The sequence below is a fragment of the Streptomyces sp. NBC_00466 genome, from assembly GCF_041433995.1.
Lineage (GTDB): Bacteria > Actinomycetota > Actinomycetes > Streptomycetales > Streptomycetaceae > Streptomyces.
This window is the reverse complement of sequence record NZ_CP107896.1, coordinates 527,266-541,723: the sequence shown is the minus strand read 5'-3', so window position 1 is coordinate 541,723 and position 14,458 is coordinate 527,266. Positions and strand designations below refer to the sequence as shown.

The 14,458-nt window shown below is 72.3% G+C and carries 15 protein-coding genes; 10 read left to right on the top strand and 5 right to left on the bottom strand.

Going from position 1 to position 14,458, the window contains the following annotated elements:
• Positions 1 to 22: 22 nt before the first annotated feature.
• Positions 23 to 1,429 carry an LLM class flavin-dependent oxidoreductase gene (locus tag OG210_RS02470; RefSeq protein WP_328332857.1) on the top strand — a complete coding sequence of 469 codons (1,407 nt, stop codon included), beginning with the start codon at positions 23 to 25 and terminating at the stop codon, positions 1,427 to 1,429.
• 13 nt (positions 1,430 to 1,442) lie between these two features.
• Here the strand turns inward: OG210_RS02470 and OG210_RS02465 are convergent, their stop codons facing one another.
• The 3 genes from OG210_RS02465 to OG210_RS02455 form a co-directional block, all read right to left on the bottom strand.
• On the bottom strand, positions 1,443 to 2,456 hold the full coding sequence (locus tag OG210_RS02465; RefSeq protein WP_371534905.1) for an NAD(P)/FAD-dependent oxidoreductase: 1,014 nt from the start codon (positions 2,454 to 2,456) through the stop codon (positions 1,443 to 1,445).
• Positions 2,453 to 3,010: an isoprenylcysteine carboxyl methyltransferase family protein gene (locus tag OG210_RS02460; RefSeq protein ID WP_328332861.1), complete on the bottom strand. Its 558-nt coding sequence runs from the start codon at positions 3,008 to 3,010 to the stop codon at positions 2,453 to 2,455. The genes OG210_RS02465 and OG210_RS02460 overlap by 4 nt, the downstream gene beginning before the upstream one ends.
• Before the next feature lie 88 nt (positions 3,011 to 3,098).
• Entirely contained in the window at positions 3,099 to 4,166 is a 1,068-nt protein-coding gene (locus OG210_RS02455) for a 3-oxoacyl-[acyl-carrier-protein] synthase III C-terminal domain-containing protein (RefSeq protein ID WP_328332863.1), read from the bottom strand.
• A 168-nt stretch (positions 4,167 to 4,334) separates the two neighbouring features.
• Here OG210_RS02455 and OG210_RS02450 point away from each other — a divergent pair, with 168 nt between their 5' ends.
• Positions 4,335 to 5,204, top strand: a complete 870-nt coding sequence (locus tag OG210_RS02450; RefSeq protein WP_328332865.1) for a UbiA family prenyltransferase — start codon at positions 4,335 to 4,337, stop codon at positions 5,202 to 5,204.
• 217 nt (positions 5,205 to 5,421) lie between these two features.
• Here the strand turns inward: OG210_RS02450 and OG210_RS02445 are convergent, their stop codons facing one another.
• Entirely contained in the window at positions 5,422 to 6,570 is a 1,149-nt protein-coding gene (locus tag OG210_RS02445; RefSeq protein WP_371534904.1) for a D-alanyl-D-alanine carboxypeptidase family protein, read from the bottom strand.
• Positions 6,571 to 6,942: 372 nt separating this feature from the next.
• On the opposite strand from OG210_RS02445, the gene OG210_RS02440 reads away from it, so the two are divergent.
• A complete protein-coding gene (locus OG210_RS02440; protein ID WP_371534903.1) occupies positions 6,943 to 7,428 on the top strand; it encodes a hypothetical protein in 486 nt (161 codons plus the stop codon).
• 57 nt (positions 7,429 to 7,485) lie between these two features.
• On the opposite strand, the gene OG210_RS02435 is transcribed toward OG210_RS02440, so the two are convergent.
• The gene (locus OG210_RS02435; RefSeq protein ID WP_328332871.1) at positions 7,486 to 7,821 is read right to left on the bottom strand and encodes a hypothetical protein; all 336 of its coding nucleotides are present in this window, start codon (positions 7,819 to 7,821) and stop codon (positions 7,486 to 7,488) included.
• 592 nt (positions 7,822 to 8,413) lie between these two features.
• On the opposite strand from OG210_RS02435, the gene OG210_RS02430 reads away from it, so the two are divergent.
• The 7 genes from OG210_RS02430 to OG210_RS02400 all read left to right on the top strand — a co-directional run bounded on the left by OG210_RS02430 (position 8,414) and on the right by OG210_RS02400 (position 14,374).
• Positions 8,414 to 9,367, top strand: coding sequence for an urea transporter (locus tag OG210_RS02430; protein WP_328332873.1), 954 nt, complete (start codon positions 8,414 to 8,416; stop codon positions 9,365 to 9,367).
• Positions 9,368 to 9,371: 4 nt separating this feature from the next.
• Complete coding sequence (locus OG210_RS02425; RefSeq protein ID WP_266851657.1) at positions 9,372 to 9,677, top strand: urease subunit gamma; 306 nt, start codon at positions 9,372 to 9,374, stop codon at positions 9,675 to 9,677.
• Between the two features lie 32 nt (positions 9,678 to 9,709).
• Positions 9,710 to 10,153 carry an urease subunit beta gene (locus tag OG210_RS02420; RefSeq protein ID WP_328332875.1) on the top strand — a complete coding sequence of 148 codons (444 nt, stop codon included), beginning with the start codon at positions 9,710 to 9,712 and terminating at the stop codon, positions 10,151 to 10,153.
• A complete protein-coding gene (gene ureC, locus OG210_RS02415; protein WP_328332877.1) occupies positions 10,153 to 11,877 on the top strand; it encodes an urease subunit alpha in 1,725 nt (574 codons plus the stop codon). Before OG210_RS02420 ends, ureC begins: the two co-directional genes overlap by 1 nt.
• Positions 11,878 to 11,956: 79 nt before the next feature.
• Positions 11,957 to 12,643 carry an urease accessory UreF family protein gene (locus OG210_RS02410; RefSeq protein WP_328335654.1) on the top strand — a complete coding sequence of 229 codons (687 nt, stop codon included), beginning with the start codon at positions 11,957 to 11,959 and terminating at the stop codon, positions 12,641 to 12,643.
• Between the two features lie 115 nt (positions 12,644 to 12,758).
• On the top strand, positions 12,759 to 13,436 hold the full coding sequence (ureG, locus tag OG210_RS02405; protein WP_328335655.1) for an urease accessory protein UreG: 678 nt from the start codon (positions 12,759 to 12,761) through the stop codon (positions 13,434 to 13,436).
• Complete coding sequence (locus tag OG210_RS02400) at positions 13,433 to 14,374, top strand: urease accessory protein UreD (RefSeq protein ID WP_371534902.1); 942 nt, start codon at positions 13,433 to 13,435, stop codon at positions 14,372 to 14,374. The genes ureG and OG210_RS02400 overlap by 4 nt, the downstream gene beginning before the upstream one ends.
• Positions 14,375 to 14,458 lie beyond the last annotated feature (84 nt).

Sequence of the window (14,458 nt, the reverse complement as noted above, 5' to 3'; positions counted from 1 at the left end):
CTCCTGAGGAGACGACACCGTCATGCCACGCACCCCCGGCGCCATCCCCGGCCGTACCCCGCTGCACCTGAACGCGTTCCTGATGTCCACCGGCCACCACGAGGCGTCCTGGCGGCTCGCCGAGAGCCCGGCGCGCGCCAACGCCGACATCGAGCACTACAAGAACCTCGCCCGGATCGCCGAGCGCGGCAGACTCGACTCGGTGTTCCTCGCCGACAGCCCCGTCCTGATGGGCGACCCCGGCAGGCGGCCTTCGTCCAAGCTGGAGCCCACCGTCCTGCTCACCGCGCTGGCGGGCGCCACCGAGCACATCGGGCTCATCGCCACCGCCTCCACCAGCTACAACGAGCCGTACAACCTGGCCCGCAGGTTCGCCTCGCTCGACCATGTCTCCGGCGGCCGGGCCGGCTGGAACATCGTCACCACCGCGGGCGCCGACGCGGCCCGCAACTTCGGCCTCGACGACACCCCGCTGCACCGCGACCGGTACCGCAGGGCCGCCGAGTTCGTCGAGGTGTCCACCAAACTGTGGGACAGCTGGGCCGACGACGCCGTGGTCGCCGACAAGGAGCGCGGGGTGCACGCGCTGGCGGACCGGGTACGCCGGATCGACCACGTCGGCCCGTACTTCCGCGTCGACGGACCGCTGAACGTCCAGCGCCCGCCGCAGGGATATCCGCTGCTGGTGCAGGCGGGCTCCAGCGAGGACGGCAAGGACTTCGCCGCCCGTTACGCGGAGGCGGTGTTCACCGCCCAGCAGACACTGGAGGAGGGCATCGCCTTCTACCAGGACGTCAAGCGGCGCGCGCAGGCCGCAGGCCGTGACCCCGATGGCATCAGGATCCTGCCGGGGATCGTCCCCGTCATCGGCGACACCGAGGCCGAAGCACGTGAACTGGACGCCGAACTGGACCGGTTGATCGTGCCCGAGTACGCCAAGCGGCAGCTGGCCGAGCGGCTGAGGATCGCCCCGGACGACCTGGCGCTCGACGAGGAGCTGCCCGACGGCATTCCCACCGAGGACGAGATCGAGGGGGCGAAGAGCCGGTACACCCTCGTCGTGGAGCTGGCCCGGCGCGAACGGCTGACCGTGCGGCAGCTCATCGGACGGCTGGGCGGCGGCCGCGGCCACCGCACCTTCGCCGGTACGGCGGAGCAGGTGGCCGACACCATCGAGCACTGGTACGACAGCGGAGCGGCAGACGGGTTCAACATCATGCCCGCGGTGCTGCCCTCCGGGCTGGAGACCTTCGTGGACCGGGTCGTGCCGATACTCCAGGAGCGCGGACTGTTCCGCACCGAGTACACGGGGCGCACGCTGCGCGAGCACTACGGCCTGCCGCGCCCCGCCAACCAGCTGTTCGACACCGCGGCCCGGACCGGCGGACAGACACCGGCCGGCCGGCCGGTACCCACCCGGGCACGGTGAGGTGCTGGGGCAGCTACTGGAGCGCGTGAACGGCCGCCGTGAAGACGGCGGGCAGCCGGGCGGCCGCGGGCACGACGAGGCCCGCGGTCCGCGGGCTGCCGCTGAAGGCCAACAGGGCGCCGGTCAGCAGTCGGTGACGACGGGTCAGGCGCTGCCAGGCGCCCTCGTAGTCGGCGGGCCGGCCGGCGGCCAGGCAGCGCACCGCTGTCCCGGCAGTCGCCAGGGCCAGGGCGATGCCCTCGCCGGTGAGGGCATCGACGTACCCCGCCGCGTCACCGACGAGCAGGACCCGCCCCGCGACCCGGCGCTGCACCCGCTGGCGGAGCGGTCCCGCCCCGCGCACGGCGCTCGCGTACGGCCCGCTCAGCGCCGCGTTGAGTGCCGGGAACCCGGCCAGGTGCTCGGCGTAGCCGCGACGGCTGCGGCTGAGCACCGCGACCCCGACCAACTCCTCGCCGACGGGGGTCACATACGCCTCGCCGTGCGCGGACCAGTGCACCTCCACGTAGTCGGTCCACGGGGCGCACCGGTAGTGGCGGCGCAGTCCGTACCGGCCGGGGGAGCGGCCGGGCAGATCGAGCCCGAGGCCGCGCCGCAGCGGTGAGTGCAGGCCGTCGGCGGCCACCAGCCAGCGCGCGGTGAGCCCGGCCGCCGTCACGCTGTCGGCGCTCTGGCGCACTTCGCCGACCTTGCCCGTGACCATACGTACGCCCAGCCCGCGGGCGCGCTCGTGCAGCGCGGCGTGCAGCACCGTGCGGCGGATCCCGAGTCCGGTCCCGTCCCGGAACGCCGCCTCGGCGCTGTGCCGGCCGTCGAGGTAGCGGATGCCGCGCAGGTCCCGCCCCTCCGCCGCCACCCCCAGCGCACGCAGCGCGGCGACACCGCCGGGCATGACCCCCTCGCCGCAGGCCTTGTCCACCGGCGAGGTCCTGGGCTCCACGACGACCGCCTCCAGACCGGCCTGCGCGGCGTGGACGGCGGTGGCGAGCCCGGCGGGACCGCCGCCCGCCACCAGGACGTCGATCACGCGGTGACGTTCCCCGCGGGACCGGACCGCGCTGCCCGCTGTGCGAACGCCGCGTCGGCCAGCGCAGCGTTCTCACAGCGGATACGGACGGTCAGCAGCACGGCGTTGAGCCCGGTGAATGCCAGCGCGGTGAGCCACGCGGTGTGCACCAGCGGCAGCGCCAGGCCCTCGGCGACCACGGCCACATAGTTCGGATGCCGTAGCCACCGGTAGGGGCCGCCCTGCACCAGCGGCAGGCCGGGAACGACGATCACCCGGGTGTTCCAGCGCGGCCCCAGGGTCCCGATGCACCACCAGCGCAGCCCCTGGGCGGCCACCAGCACGGCAGCCATGGTCCAGCCGAACCCCGGCAGAAACGGCCGGCCGCCCAGCCAGACCTCGGCCACGCACGCCGCGAGGAGGCCGGTGTGCAGCGCGACCATCGCCGGATAGTGGCCCTGCCCGGCGACGACCGCACCGCGCGCCATGCTCCAGCGCTCGTTGCGCCGGGCGACGACGAGTTCGGCGATGCGCTCGGCGGCGACAGCGGCCACCAGCAGCACGTACCAGATCATGGGGTCCTCCGAATCACTGCGTCCTCCGCATCACGGGGTTCGCCGGCTCAGTCCTGCTCGTTCGCTGATGAGAGGGGGGAGCGCCGGACTACCAGCGCAGCAGGACCAGTTCGCAGCCGAAGCCCGGGCCCATCGCCATCAGCAGTCCCGGTGTGCCCGGGGCCGGGGGATCCCCGGCCAGGGTGTCGCGCAGCACGTGCACCACCGACGACGAGGACAGATTCCCCACGTCGGCGAGGTGGCGCCAGGTGACACCGAGTGCGTCGTGTGGCAGTCCGAGCGCCTCGGCCACGGCCTCCAGCACCTTGGGCCCGCCCGGGTGGCAGACCCAGGCGGCCACGTCCTTCGGCTTGAGCCCGTGGTCGGCGAGGAAACCCGTGACGTCCGCCGCGAGGTGACGGCGGACCAGATCGGGCACGCACGGGTCCAGCACCACCTGGAAGCCGGAGCTCTTGATGTTCCAGCCCATGACGTAACCGGTGTCGGGGTAGAGCTTGCTGCGGGTGTCCACGACGGTCGGCCCCGGCAGGCCGCGCTCCGCGGCGGCGTGGTCCGGGCCGCAGGCGACGATGGCCCCCGCGCCGTCCCCGAAGAGGGCGGTGGCGATCAGATTGGCCATCGAGCTGTCGCCGCGCTGGAAGGTGAGGGAGCACAGCTCGACGGAGAGCAGCACCGCGACCTGGTCCGGATGGCCGAGCAGGTAGTCGTGCATCCTGGCCAGCCCCGCCGCGCCCCCGGCGCAGCCGAGCCCGAAGAGCGGCAGCCGCTTGACGTCGGGACGCATCCCGAGCCGCCCGGCCACCCGGGCGTCGACCGAGGGGGCGGCGATACCGGTGACCGAAGTGAAGATCAGCAGGTCCACGTCCTCGGGGCGCAGCCCCGCCGCGTGCAGCGCACCCCGCACCGCTGTGGTGCCGAGCTCCGTCGCGCCGGTGATGAACGCGTCGTTGGCGGCCCCGAACCCGTCCAGCTTCTCGTACGCGTCGAGCGGCAGCGTCATGTGGCGGGAGCGGACCCGGGAGCTCTGGTGCAGCCGGTCGAGGACCCGCCGGTCGGTGCCTTCGGGCAGACAGGCGCGGGCCACCATGTCGGTGATCTCGTGCTGGGCGTGGCGGTGCGGTGCCAGGACACCGTGGACGGCTGCGATCCGGGTCAATGTGTTCTCCCACCTCGGGGATGACGTGCCCTGCATTGCAGCATCCCTGCCCCGGGCACGGCCCCCGACACCCTGGCCGGTGCCCCGGCGCCGGCTGCCGGTTCGCCCGTACGTGTGGAGAGCGCGCGGAACCGCGGTGTGCGGGTGGCCCGCGCCTACGATCACCGGGTGGGAACTCCCGAACAGCCCCTGGCAGATGGGCCCGCCGTCCGGCGGGGCGGTGTCGTGGCCGCCCTCGCCGGGTCGTGCCACCCCGGCCCGGTCGTGGCGGTCACCGTGCTGCTGGCGGCACTCGCCGTGTCCGCGGGGCAGAGCCCCGCGCGGTGTGTGCTGACCGTCGCCGCCGTGCTCACCGGGCAGCTGTCCGTCGGCTGGTGCAACGACGCGGTCGACGCCCGCAGGGACACTGCCGCGGGCCGCAGCGGCAAGCCGGTCGTCGACGGCACGGTCGGCGTACGCACGGTGTGGGCCGCCGCGTTCACCGCACTGGCGCTCTGCGTGCCACTGTCGTTCGGCTGCGGGCCATGGGCGGGCGCCGTCCATCTGACCGGGGTCGCCTGGGCCTGGGCGTACGACCTCGGGCTCAAGGCGAGCGTCTGGTCCTGGCTGCCTTACGCGGTGGGCTTCGCCGCGCTGCCCGCGTTCGTCGCGCTGGGGCTGCCGGGACAGCCGTGGCCGGTCTGGTGGATCGTCACTGCGGGCGCGCTGCTGGGGATCGGCGCCCACCTGGGCGACGTGCTGCCCGACATCCGCAGCGACCTGGCACTCGGAGTGCGCGGCTGGCCGCACCGGCTCGGCCCCGACGGGGCGCGGCTGCTGCTCCCCGTCCCCCTGGTCACGGCGTCCGCCGTTCTGGTCCTGGGACCTGCCGGGCCGCCCTCCGGCCGGTCCCTGGCCGCGCTCACCGCGGCGACCGCTGCCGCCGTCGCGGGGACGCTGCTGGGCCGGCGCAGGGAGCGGGCCGCGTTCGCCTCGGCGGTCGTCGTGGCCGCGATCGATGTGGCGCTGCTGCTGTTCAGCGGCGCCGCCATCGTCTGAACGCGCGCCATCCCTGAACTCGGCCATCCCCTACGGCCCGAGCACCCGACGACCCGAGCACCCGACGGGCCGAGCACCGGACTGCCTGAGCACCCGACGGGCCGAGCACCGGACTGCCTGAGCACCCGACGGCGCGAGCCCCTGACGGCCCCTGACGGCGTGACGGCCCAAGCGCCTGAACGCCATAACGCCAGAACGCCTGAGCGCCCTGGCCGCCTCAGCGCCGCATCCGCCGCCGCAGCAGCCAGAGCGACGCGGAGAGCGAGGCCAGCAGGGCCCCGACCGCCGCGAAGCCTCCCAGTACCGACGCCTTCCTGGTCGTGGAGTGGTGGGTAGCCATGAGCGCCGCGTCCGCCGGGGTCTGCGCGGGGCCGGCGGCCGACGTCGTGCTGGTCCTCGCGACGGGGGGCCGGAGCGAGCCGACCGGCCGCACCTTGCCGGCCGCGGAGAAGCCCCAGTCGAGAAGCGAGCGGGCATTGTCGTAGACGGTGCCCTCCTGAGGGTTCATCACGGTCACGATCAGCGTGTGGCCGTCCCGGTGCGCCGCGGCGATCAGGGTGTTGCCCGCCTCGGTGGTGTAGCCGTTCTTGACCCCGATGAGACCCGGGTAGGGGCTGACGTCCTGGGTGCCCGCCAGCAGGCGGTTGGTGTTCTGGATCTCGTAGGGGGCGTCGGCCCGGCCGGACCTTTCGACGCCGCCGGGGAACTCCGCGACGCTCGTCGAGCAGTACCGGGCGAACGCCGGGTCGGCCAGGCCGGTGCGGCCGAAGACCGCGAGGTCGAAGGCCGACGAGTACTGGCCGGGTGTGTCGTAGCCGTCCGGGGACATGACACGGGTGTCCTGGGCGCCCAGCTGAACGGCGCGCTCGCGCATCTCGTCCCTGGTCTTCCGCCAGCCGCCGTTCATGGACGCCAGCACGTGCACCGCGTCGCCGCCCGAGCTGAGGAAGACCCCGCGCCACAGGTCGTCCACCCGGTAGGCGCGCCCCTCGACCACTCCGACACGGCTGCTCCCCGCGCCGAGGCCGTTCAGATCCGCGCTGGTCACGGTGTGCACCCGGCGCGCGGGCAGGTGAGGTAACACCGTGAGGGCGAAGAGCGTCTTGAGGGTGCTGGCCGGGGGCAGATGGCGGTGGGCGTCCTTCGACGCCAGCACATCTCCGGTGGTCGCGTCGGCGACCACCCAGGACAGGGCCGAGACCTCTCCCGGCAGCGCCGGGGCCTCGGTCCCGCTCCCCGACGTGCTGCCGGGTGGACGGTAGCCGGGCAGCGGGGCCAGCGCGGCACAGGGAGCGATCGCGGTGGCGCCGACGGCCAGCACCACAGCTCCGGTGCAGAGACTTCGTACTGCTGGTCTGATGATCATTCAGTCACGTTAAAAACACTGTGCGTTGCCCGCATCTCAGGCGTACGCCGAGGAGTCCGAACGGCCGACGTCCGGCCGTCCCCGGCGCGGGACCGGCCCCGGGGAGCGGCCGGACCGTACAGCTGGCCTGTCCGGCGCAACCTGACGACCCGTTCGGGTTGCGGGGCTCGCCAGACCGCGGTGGAGCCGCCTACCGTGGCCCCGCAGTGATGTGCGTTTCCCGCTGAGCGCGTGGCCGCTGCACAGGCAGGTCCGTGCGCGTGTTCCTCTGCCGTGCACCCCTGCCGGCCGCAGCCCGGTTGCCGCAGCGCCCCCGCACCGGCCTGCTGCCGCGGTCCTGTACCCGCATCGTGTGCCCGGAGGTATCCCCCAATGCGCTTGACGAGTATCGGGTCTGCCGCCCTGCTGAGCGCCGCCGTGCTGTCCCTGGCCTCCCCGGCCGCGATGGCGGGCGACGACGGCGGGGCCCCGTCGTTCGGGTCCACCGTGTCGCCCGGCTCGGTGGCTCCGGGGGACCCGGTCACCCTCGGTGCCACCGGCTGCCGGGCACCCGGCGTCACTGTCTCGTCCGGCGCCTTCGGCCCGGTCACCCTCCACCACGGACACCCCGCGACCGTGGTCGTCGGCCCGGGCGCGAAGGCGGGGAAGCGGTACGACGTGACGTTCGCGTGCGCGGGGCAGCGGAGCAGCGTCCCGCTGCTGGTCTCCGGCACTCCGGACAAGCGCATCAGAGCGGTCCTCAGCGGTTCGCTCACCGACCTGGACACCACCGAGCTGGTCGCGGGCGGTGTCCTGATCGCGGCGGCCCTCGGCGGAGTCCTCCATCTGCGCCGCCGTACCGCCCACGGCGCGTCCTGAACCGGAACGCCGTACCGGGGGCCGCCCCGGCGGTGTGGCAGCCGCCGGGGCCCGGCCTCAGTGCGACCGGCACTCCGCCCTGATCAGCTGCGCCGCGTAGCGCGCGTCGAGGGCCGGGCTGGCGAAGCTGTCCGGATGCGCGCACATACGGGCGCGGCCGGCCGCCGTGGTGCCCTTCCAGCTGAGCCGTACGGTCTGCTCGGTGAACGCGCGCCGGTCGTACGGAGGCGGATTCGTGTCACCCTCCGTATGGGGCGCGGCCCGGGGCGCGGTACGGGGCGCCGACGGCGGCGCGGCCGCCGGCTGGCGCACATTGCTCGGGGTGATCGCGCCTGCGGTGAGGGTGGCGCACAGGGCTGCTGTGGCGAGCGCGGTACGCATCAGTGCGTGCATGGCGGTGCTCCTTCGGCTCGTCGAAGGCGGGATCGGGGCGAGCCGCCCCGGGGGCGGCCGCGGTGGTCCTCACACGGCCGGTACGGCGACGGTGATGTCGGAAACCGTCGCGCCGATGGCGATGCCGCTCTGCCGGGGCGGTGGACGCACATGCGGCGGACGCACATGCGGTGGATGCACGGGTGGAGACGCAGGGGGCAGAGCCTGCCGAAGCCGTTCCAGGATGGCCGCGGCACGGCGGCCCCGCAACCTGGTGCTTCCTCCGGACCGAAAGGCCTGGTCGGCGGCGCGCCCGGCAGTCCAGGCCTGGTTCGGTCAAATGACAGGTATGAAGCATTCAAAAGACGTTCAACCTCTTACCAAGACTTGCTGCCGGGCCGACAGGGGGCAGGTCGCGGTGGGCCGGTGGTGCGCCGCATCCCAACAGCGGTTATGTCGTACCGTACCGCTCCGGACACGCTCGGTGTCCGATCTTGGGGACTCTGCTCCGCTTGCGCCGGGCGTACGGTTTTCAACAGAAAGTTGATCTAGTGCCAATCCCCCCTGATCTGGGGGTATCTGGCCAATTCGCCATGTCCTCAAGGGAGTAGACATGTCTGCGGCGGAACAAGTGGTGCCGGCAAGGAGCCGGGCGCCCTTCCGGATCGGGCAAGTGCAGCTGCGGGGCATCGCACAGGTCACCTTCAGCGCGAACCCGTGGACCGGACTGCTGTTCACCGTCGGGCTGTTCGCCGAAGGATGGCGTACCGGCGTGTACGGACTGCTCGGCGCGGCGGTGTCCGCCGGGACCGCCGCCCTGCTGGGTGCCGACCGCGGGAATCTCGTCAAGGGTCTTGAGGGCTACTGCGGTTGCCTGACCGGTATCGCTCTCCTCGTCACCTTCGGCTCGTCGGGACGTACCGTCCTGCTCGCGGTTCTCGGTGCGGCGGTCTGCCCGATACTGAGCGCGGCGGCCGGCCGGCTCTTCGGGCGCGTCGGACTGCCCGTGCTGACGGCCCCGTACTGCCTGGTCGCCGGAGCGCTGGTGATCGCGCTGCCGACGGCCCCGGCCGCGGCCACCGCCACCGCGCGGGTCGGTGGGTTCACCACCCTGACCGCCGCGGAGACCGGCCGGGCCTTCTGCGACAACATCGGGCAGATCTTCTTCCTCGACAAGTGGTACGCGGGCCTGATCCTGCTCGTCGGAATCCTCGTCACCTCGCGGGCCGCCGCCGTCGCTGCGGCCGGCGCCAGCGCCCTCGCGCTGCTGACCGCCTGCGTCGCCGGACTGCCGGCCGACCGGATCACCGAGGGGCTCTACGGCTACAACGGGGTGCTCTGCGCCATAGCGCTGGCAGCCACCTTCCTGACACTCACTCCGTGGACCGCCGGATATGCCGCGCTCGCCGTCGTGGCCTCGGTCCCCTTCACCGCCGCCTGGGAGGCGTTCACCCGGCCGTCCGGCGGATCCCCCTTCACCTGGCCGTTCGTTGTGACGACCTGGCTCTTCCTCGCGGCGGGTCCAGCGCTGGGCCGGCCCGGCATCTCGTTCGAGAAAGCAGAGTGACGCCATGAATCTCGCACCACGCGAAATCGACAAACTCCACGTCTATGTGGTGGCCGACCTGGCCCGCCGCCGCAGGGCCAGGGGAACCAAGCTCAACTACAGCGAGGCCGCCGCGCTGATCACCGAGGCCGTCCTGGAGGCAGCACGTGACGGCCACACCGTCGCCGAGTGCATGGAGCTGGGCCGCAAGGTCGTCGCTCAGGACGACGTGATGCCCGGAGTGCGCGAGATGCTCACGGTCCTTCAGGTCGAGACCGCGTTCGTCGACGGGACGAAGCTGGTCACCTGTCACGACCCGATCAGCGCCTGAAGTCTGAAGCCTGAACCACCGAGGAGACAGAGATGTCGGGCGGAGCCCACTACCTCTACGGAGATGACCCCGTGGAGATCAACGCCAACCGGGCCACGGTCAGGCTGACGGTCGCCAACACCGGCGACCGCGCCATCCAGATCGGGTCGCACTACCACTTCTTCGAGATCAACCGCGCGCTGCGCTTCGACCGTGAAGCCGCCTTCGGAATGCGCCTGGACATCCCCTCCGGCACCGCCGTGCGCTTCGAGCCCGGCGACAGCCGCGAGGTCGACCTGTGCGCCTTCGGCGGCGGCGGGCGGCTCGTCGGATTCGCCGGACTCGTCAACGGGGGCCTGTCGGCGCCCGACACCAAGCGCAACGCTCTGCGCCGCGCGGCCGAACTGGGATTCACCCACGCCGACGCAGCCACGGACAGCACAGGGAACACGCCCGGCGCCGACAGCACCGCGGGCACCGAGGGGACTCAGCACTGATGGCGATCATTCCGCGCAAGCAGTACACCGACCTGTTCGGCCCCACCGTGGGCGACCGGTTCCACCTCGCCGACACCAACCTGGTCGTCGAGGTCGAGTACGACCACAACGCCGGTTCCTACGGGGAAGAGGCCGTCTACGGCGGTGGCAAGGCCATCCGTGACGGCATGGCCCAGGACCCCTCCGCGCTCAACCGCGAGGGCGCCCTCGACCTGGTCATCACGAACGTCGTGGTCATGGACCCGGTGCTCGGCGTCGTCAAGGGCGACATCGGTGTCCGCCACGGTCTGATCGTCGGGGTCGGCAAGGCCGGCAACCCGCAGCTCCAGAACGGCGTGGACCCCAAGCTCGTCATCGGCCCCGGCACCGAGGTGATCTCGGGCGAGCACCTGATCGCCACCGCGGGCGGCGTCGACACGCACATCCACTTCATCTCGCCGCAGCAGGCCCAGGAGGGTCTGTCCAACGGCATCACCACCTTCTTCGGCGGCGGCACCGGGCCGACCGACGGCAGCAACGGCACGACCTGCACCCCCGGCCCGTGGAACATCCACCGGATGCTGGAGGCCGTGGAGGACCTGCCGGTCAACGTGGGTCTGCTCGGCAAGGGCAACGGCAGCCAGCCCGAGGCCCTGCGCGAGCAGATCGAGGCGGGTGCGGCCGGTCTGAAGGTGCACGAGGACTGGGGCGCGACCCCTGCCACCATCGATACCGCCCTCAGCGTCGCCGACGAGCACGACGTGCAGATGGCCATCCACACCGACACCCTCAACGAGGGCGGTTTCTTCGAGGACACCCTGTCCGCGATCAATGGCCGGACCATCCACACCTTCCACACCGAGGGAGCGGGCGGCGGCCACGCCCCGGACATCATCCGGGTCTCGGGTGAGGCCAACGTCCTGCCCGCCTCCACCAACCCGACGCTGCCGTACACGGTCAACGCGGTGGACGAGCTGCTGGACATGGTGATGGTCTGTCACCACCTGTCCCGCGACATCCCCGAGGACGTCTCGTTCGCCGACAGCCGGGTGCGCGCCGAGACGATCGCGGCCGAGACCGTACTGCACGACCTCGGCGTGATCAGCATCTTCTCCTCGGACTCCCAGGCCATGGGCCGGGTCGGCGAGTCGTTCGTCCGGGCGTTCCAGACCGCGCACCACTGCAAGGAGCTGCGGGGCCCGCTGGCCGAGGACAGCTCCCGCAACGACAACGCACGCGTGCTGCGGTACCTGGCCAAGCTGACCATCAACCCCGCCATCGCGGTCGGCGCGGCCGATGTGATCGGCTCCCTGGAGCCCGGCAAGCTCGCCGACATCGTGCTCTGGCCGATGCACTCCTTCGGCGCCAAGCCGAAGCTGATCATCAAGGGCGGCATGGTCAACTGGGCCCTGATGGGCGACCCCAACGCGTCGCTGCCGACCCCTCAGCCGGTCTACTACCGCCCGATGTTCGGCTCGTACGGCCGTGCCAAGCAGCAGACCTCGGTCACCTTCATGTCGCAGGCCTCCATCGCCGCGGGCGTCCCCGCCGAACTGGGCCTGCAGCGGCGGACCGAGCCCGTACAGCGGTGCCGGACCATCGGCAAGCAGCACATGGTGCGCAACGACGCGCTGCCGCGTATCGAGGTGGACCCGGAGACGTACAAGGTCACCGTCGACGGCGAGCCCGCGACGATCGAACCCGCCGAGCGGCTCCCGCTCAACCACCTCTTCTACATCGTCTGACCGCCCCCGGCGGTCTCCGACAGCCGGATCACCGCGGACCACCCCCTCGCACGAACGGAGCCCCGGCGTGAACGACCCGATGCCCACAGCGGCGCTGCTGACCGGGCTCCAGCTCACCGACTCGGCCTTCCCCAGCGGCTACTACACCCTCTCCCACGGTCTGGAGGGCTTCCAGCAGGCCCGCGCGGTGACCCCGCGCACGCTGCCCGCCCTCCTTAACGACCTGCTGCGCCACAGCGCGGGACCGTCCGACGCCACCGCGCTCGCGCTCGCGCACCGCGCGGTCACCGCCGGCGACTGGGCGGAGGTCACCGCCGTCGAGCAGCGGCTGCACGCCACCAAACTGGGCCGTGAGGCCCGGCAGGCGAGTGTCCGCACCGGGCGGCAGCTCCTCGATCTGGCGGCGGAGGTGTACGGAACCCCGGAGATCGAGCAGTACCGCACCCTCTACCGGGACGGCGCCGTGCGCGGCTGTCAGCCGGTCGTCGCCGCCGCGGTCCACGCGGGCAACGCGGTGTCCGTACGGCAGGCAGTCACCTGCGAACTGTTCGCCTTCGCGGCCAGTTTCGTGGGGGCCGCCCTCCGGCTTCGGCTGACCGACCACCGTCAGGCGCAGGTCGTACTGCACCGGGCGGCGCCGGTGATCGAGGAGACCGCCGAAGCCGCCCTGGAGCGGGAGTTGGCCGACATCGGCGGTTTCGTACCGATGGCGGACATCATGGCAGGCCGCCATGAGCGGGCGGAGGCCCGGCTGTTCGCCAGTTAGGCGGAGTGCCGCACCCCGGTGCTGTCCCGGCCGTACGGCCGTACCGCAGGGACAGCACCGGGGTGCCACCCCGGCCAGGACACCACACCAGAGAAGGAACACCATGCACGACCCCATGCAGGCCCGGCACCACCACAGCCACGACGAACTCCTGCGGCGCCCCAAGGACGGCGTCCTGCGGGTAGGGATCGCAGGTCCGGTCGGCTCGGGGAAGACGGCTCTGATCGAGGCGCTCGTCCCCATCCTGTTCGCGCGCGGCCGTACCCCGGCCGTCATCACCAACGACATCTTCACCACCGAGGACGCCAACCACGTCCGGCGCACGCTCGACGGGATCCTCGACGCGGACCGGATCGTCGGTGTCGAGACCGGCGCCTGCCCGCACACCGCGGTCCGCGACGACCCGACGATGAACCAGGCGGCGGCCGACGAACTCCTGGAGCGCCACCCCGACGTGGACACGCTGCTCTTCGAGAGCGGCGGCGACAACCTGACACTCACCTTCAGCCCCGCGCTGGTCGACCTCTTCCTGTTCGTACTGGACACCGCCGAGGGCGACAAGATGCCGCGCAAGCGGGGCCCCGGCATCACCGAGTGCGAACTGCTCGTCATCAACAAGGTCGACATCGCCCAGTACGTGCGGTGCGATCTGGAGGTCATGGAGTCGGACGCGCGCAAGGTCCGGGAGGGGCGGCCCGTCGTGCTGACCAACTCCCTCACCGGAGCCGGCCTCGACACCATCGCCGACTTCCTCCTGGCCCACGAAGCCGCCCAGGAGGCGGCTTCCGCGTGACCACGGCGCCCGCGCGGCTGGACCCCGCGCACTACGAACCCCGGCGGACACCGGCCCGGCTGCTCGGCCTCGCCGGCCCGCCGGACACACTGGCCGCCGGGCGCCCCGGCAAGGTCGGCCTGCTCGAACTGCGCTACGCGCGCGTCGGCGACCGCACCGAACTCGTCGACCGCTACCAGAAGTCACCGCTGCAGATCATGCGGCCGCTGTACATCGACCCGCACCGACCCGACATGCCGGTGACCTATCTGATGTCGACCGGCGGCGGCATCCTCCAGGCCGACCGCAACCGGATCGACATCGGCTGCGGCCCCGGCACCTCCGTGCACCTGACGACACAGGCCGCCACCAAGGTGCACCGCATGGAGTTCGACCACGCGACCCAGCAGGTCAACCTGACGGCGGGGGAGGGCAGTTACGTCGAGTACCTGCCCGATCCGCTGATCCCGTACCGGGACGCGCGCTTCTACCAGCACACCCTGGTGACCGCCGATCCGTCGGCGACCGTACTGCTGGGCGAGACGATCTCGGCCGGGCGGCTGGCCCGGGACGAGCGGCACGCCTACCGGATGCTCTTCAGCGATCTGGAGATCCAGCGCCCCGACGGCACGCTCCTCGCGGCCGACACCGTACGCCTCGAACCGCACGGCCCGGGCGGGGTGACCGGACCCGCGGTCTTCGCAGGCCACGACCTGATGGCCTCGCTGTACGTGCTGACACCGCTGGCCCCCGCCGCCCTGGTCGCCGACACCCTCCATGAGGCGCTGGCGGCCACCGGCCTGGTCTTCGGCGTGAGCGTGCTGCCCGACGACACGGGCGCGTGGGCGCGCGTCATGGGCAGCGACTCCCCGGCTGTCACCCGTGCGCTGCGCGCAGTGTGGGATGCCGTACGCCGCGTGCTCATCGGGGTGCCGGCCCCCGACCTGCGCAAGACCTGACCGAGCGGACGCGCCCGCCGACCCGCCGCTTGCCCCTGCGGAACTCGTAGCACCGCAGGGGCGGTTGGGCGTCGGCGTGCCGGG

What these genes read in the sequence shown, in the direction of transcription:
- OG210_RS02470 (WP_328332857.1), top strand. Translation starts at nt 23, where the DNA reads ATGCCACGCACCCCCGGCGCCATCCCCGGCCGTACCCCGCTGCACCTG.
- OG210_RS02460 (WP_328332861.1), bottom strand. Translation starts at nt 3,010, where the DNA reads ATGATCTGGTACGTGCTGCTGGTGGCCGCTGTCGCCGCCGAGCGCATC.
- OG210_RS02445 (WP_371534904.1), bottom strand. Translation starts at nt 6,570, where the DNA reads ATGATCATCAGACCAGCAGTACGAAGTCTCTGCACCGGAGCTGTGGTG.
- OG210_RS02440 (WP_371534903.1), top strand. Translation starts at nt 6,943, where the DNA reads ATGCGCTTGACGAGTATCGGGTCTGCCGCCCTGCTGAGCGCCGCCGTG.
- OG210_RS02435 (WP_328332871.1), bottom strand. Translation starts at nt 7,821, where the DNA reads ATGCACGCACTGATGCGTACCGCGCTCGCCACAGCAGCCCTGTGCGCC.
- OG210_RS02430 (WP_328332873.1), top strand. Translation starts at nt 8,414, where the DNA reads ATGTCTGCGGCGGAACAAGTGGTGCCGGCAAGGAGCCGGGCGCCCTTC.
- OG210_RS02425 (WP_266851657.1), top strand. Translation starts at nt 9,372, where the DNA reads ATGAATCTCGCACCACGCGAAATCGACAAACTCCACGTCTATGTGGTG.
- OG210_RS02420 (WP_328332875.1), top strand. Translation starts at nt 9,710, where the DNA reads ATGTCGGGCGGAGCCCACTACCTCTACGGAGATGACCCCGTGGAGATC.
- ureC (WP_328332877.1), top strand. Translation starts at nt 10,153, where the DNA reads ATGGCGATCATTCCGCGCAAGCAGTACACCGACCTGTTCGGCCCCACC.
- OG210_RS02410 (WP_328335654.1), top strand. Translation starts at nt 11,957, where the DNA reads ATGCCCACAGCGGCGCTGCTGACCGGGCTCCAGCTCACCGACTCGGCC.
- ureG (WP_328335655.1), top strand. Translation starts at nt 12,759, where the DNA reads ATGCAGGCCCGGCACCACCACAGCCACGACGAACTCCTGCGGCGCCCC.